Genomic DNA, 3,510 nt, shown 5'->3' with positions numbered 1-3,510 from the left:
TTCTGACATCTCATTATCCTTTATTCATTTGTATTGAACTTTTTGTTAACAAAATGGATCAATCTAAATTACGGCTTTAGGAAAAAATCAAACAGAAGCCTTATGTACTCCTTTCTCCAGAAAATAGACACAGGGTCAAGAATTTTTTTGGGATAAAATATTTTTTTAATGATCTCAAAACTAATCATGACTTGATTTGAAAAGAGGATTGCTGCAGACTGGGGCAAGTAGTCTTGGGTTTCCAAACTCAATGGCAACTCCCCAAAACCCTTTTTAGTGTGCATGACAACTTGCTTGGCATCTACAGATAGGGGAATTCCGCTGTTCGGTAGATGTCAAGCATGTTGTCGCCAAAGGTTAAAAAAAATTAGTAATTGGTGTTTGCCGTTTTTTCTCTCCGAATCAGAAAATATGTCGTGGCACCCGCAAAAGTTTCTCATGTCCTCCGACGAGCTTTTTGGGGCCCATTCTCGGCCACGAGAATCTTTTGCTGGCTCTTATCGTAGATTCTGATTGCATAGCGCCTGAAAGTCTAAATCAGGCACTTTTTTGCCCAAGGGATCCAGCCATTTTAGTGTTTTTTCCTTTATTTAAGGTGACTTCCGTAATGGGATCCCAATTTCGTGTCTTTCCAGACCAACGCTCCGGATGGCGTTTCCTTGCATTTTCATATACCTGCCGACGTTTGTACAGAATCTCAACATCTTTTCCCGAATGCCTCTCTGCCGGTGTTACAAACCTGATCCCACTATGCAAATGTTTGTTGTTATACCATTCCACGAAAGCATATGACCATTCCCGTGCAATTGTCAGAGTATCAAAAGGACTTTCGGGATAATTCGGTCGATATTTCTCAGTTCGAAATAAGGACTCTGAAAACGGATTGTCATCACTGACCGAGGGGCGACTGAAGGATGCTGATACGCCCAGTTCTCTAAGTTTTTCCAGCATTGTACAGCCTCTCATGGGAGAACCGTTATCGGAATGAAGCGTCAGCGTGTCAGGTGTGATGCCTTCACGAAGACAGGCATCTTCAATTAAAGCGGCTGCCCGATCTGCGGATTCAGAATCATAAACCTGGCAGGCAACTGCTTTACGACTGTATATGTCGATCACCATATATTGGTAAAAAAAGATACCTTTGATGGTTGAAGCGAGATATGTAATATCCCATGACCACACTTGATTAGGCGCTGTGGCGACATGGGGATCCGGGCGTTTACGGGTGCCCGCTTTACTGGGCTGTCTGTGAGTATTGAGGTTTTCCTCTTTCAATATCCTGTACAGACTTGACTCAGATCCAATATACATCCCCTGATCAGCAAGAGTAGGAACAATCTGGTGGGGATTGGAATCCCCGAACTCGGCTGAGTTCAACACTCTGAGAACCTCCTGCCGTTCCAAGTCACTGATTTTGTTGGCAGGAGCAGCCCGTGAGCCCTTTCGTTGATCTGAAAGTTCCTCTTTTCTGTCCTGCCAGCGCTGTAATGTGCGGGGGGCCACACCAAGCAATTCACACGCCTTACATTGCCGTGCGCCTGAATTGCAGGCCTCCTCAATCAGCTCCAGCGCCTCTTTTTTATCAGATTCCGGGATTAATCGTCCCCCTCTGCCCCCCAGATAAAGTCCGCTTTTTTTTTAAGGACCAACAAGGCGGCTGTTTCCGCAAGGGCTTTATCCTTGCGGTCCAGCTCTTTTTTCAAAACAGAGAGTTCTTTTTTCAGCCGTCGGGACTCTTTATCTCCACTGTTTCCGGGTGTCTTCGTCAATAGAGAACGGATGGCATCTTTTTTCCATTCATCAAGGTTATGAGCAAACAAACCCTTTCCACGACACCAGCGGAGTCGTTCTTCTTCAGACATAGTTCCAGTTGTCATTAACGCCTCAATACGATCGGATCCACTCCAGTCACAAGGTCGATTTTCCAGTCTGCTCATCTTGATCTCTCCATTTGTCTTATAATGTTTCAACCAATACGTCAGTGTTGAACGACCTATACCGGCTTCTTTTGCTATCTGATCCTGGGTTTGATTGCCCATACGAACTTTTCTTATCACAGCTTGTTTCATTGACAAAGGGTAGCCCATAAAATTTTACCTCAATGCCCCCCTGGGTGATTTCCATTTGAGGCGACAACTTACCCTGACACAGGGGGTGTTTTGGGCTTAGCGCATCATTTAATAACCGAAATAACAATTTCAGGAGAGGCATTATTGAGACTTGGACTTTGCTGTGTATTCAAAGAGCACCCTATTAAATTTCGAAGAACAACGGTTAAATATATTACTCGGTTTACCGAAGAACAGCGGAAACAACGCCTGGCCCGTTTATGCGCCGAGAATGCTGAAAGCCTGTTAAAAGCACTTGAATTTTGCCGTGAGAATAAAATTGGCTCCTTTCGGATAAACAGCCAGATCCTTCCTTTAAAGACACACCCCGAGATGGGCTACGATATTGCAGAGCTTCCCGGTTCAGATGAGATTATCAATGCTTTCAAAGCATGCGGCATCTTTAGTCAAAAACATGACATCCGGACAACCTTCCATCCCGACCAGTTTATTATCCTGTCATCACCCAATCCGGATGTGGTTAGCAGGTCCATTCTGGATCTTGAATACCAGGCTCAGGTAGCAGAATGGGTTAATGCTGATGTGATCAACATTCATGCAGGCGGGGTTTATGGAGACAAACCGTCTGCATTGTTACGCCTTATAAAAACAATCGAAACACTGCCTGACCGGGTTAGAAAAAGACTGACTCTTGAAAACGATGACAGAAGTTATTCACCAATGGACATCTTGCCAGAGTGTACCCAACTCAATATTCCAATGGTGTATGATGTTCACCATCACAGATGCCTTCAGGATAAGTTAAGTATCGAAGCGGCGACAGAAGAAAGCTTGAAAACCTGGGAGTGCGAGCCATTGTTTCATATATCATCGCCTAAAGATGGCTGGGGGGCTTCCAACCCCAGAAAACACCACGATTTTATCGATATCAATGATTTGCCTAAAAACTGGATATCTCTGAATATAACCTTAGAAGTGGAGGCAAAGGGAAAAGAACTCGCTATAAAACGATTGATGAAAGATATAGAAATGCTCTAATGGTTTTTTAAAGGTCCCGAAGTAAAAATACTGTTAAAACAATAGTTAAAAAAGGAAAATAAAAATGGAACTTGAACTTTACTTTGAAAGCATAAACGCAACAGGGATTAAACAATGACAGATAAAAGTATTTCAACTGAAGATCTTGGTGATCTGAACGTTCTAAATGAGCAGGGAGAACAGGTAAACTTATCATCCCTTTGGGGCCAAAGGACAGCGGTTTTAGTGTTTGTCAGGCATTTTGGCTGAGTCTTCTGTCGTCAGCAGGTTGCTGGTCTTGCACATAACGCAGAACGGTTCAGGCAAAGTAAGGTCGATCTCATCGTAATTGGATCGGGTAATCCCGAGCACTTCAAGGAATTTCGTGAAAACACAGGATATGGCGGGTTACTTTTCTCCGACC

3 protein-coding genes are annotated in these 3,510 nt (G+C 43.8%); 1 reads left to right on the top strand and 2 read right to left on the bottom strand.

All coding sequences use genetic code 11. The features are described from left to right. Positions 1 to 537: 537 nt before the first annotated feature. Both HQK80_16040 and HQK80_16035 read right to left on the bottom strand, forming a co-directional pair. On the bottom strand, positions 538 to 1,620 hold the full coding sequence (locus HQK80_16040) for an IS3 family transposase (protein MBF0223703.1): 1,083 nt from the start codon (positions 1,618 to 1,620) through the stop codon (positions 538 to 540). Next, a complete protein-coding gene (locus HQK80_16035) occupies positions 1,596 to 2,057 on the bottom strand; it encodes a transposase (GenBank protein ID MBF0223702.1) in 462 nt (153 codons plus the stop codon). The genes HQK80_16040 and HQK80_16035 overlap by 25 nt, the downstream gene beginning before the upstream one ends. Positions 2,058 to 2,195: 138 nt before the next feature. On the opposite strand from HQK80_16035, the gene uvsE reads away from it, so the two are divergent. After that, positions 2,196 to 3,107, top strand: a complete 912-nt coding sequence (uvsE, locus tag HQK80_16030) for a UV DNA damage repair endonuclease UvsE (GenBank protein MBF0223701.1) — start codon at positions 2,196 to 2,198, stop codon at positions 3,105 to 3,107. Positions 3,108 to 3,510: the final 403 nt, after the last annotated feature.

Source organism: Desulfobulbaceae bacterium, assembly GCA_015231515.1.
In the GTDB taxonomy this organism is placed as follows: domain Bacteria; phylum Desulfobacterota; class Desulfobulbia; order Desulfobulbales; family VMSU01; genus JADGBM01.
This window is presented reverse-complemented; position numbering and strand designations above follow the sequence as displayed.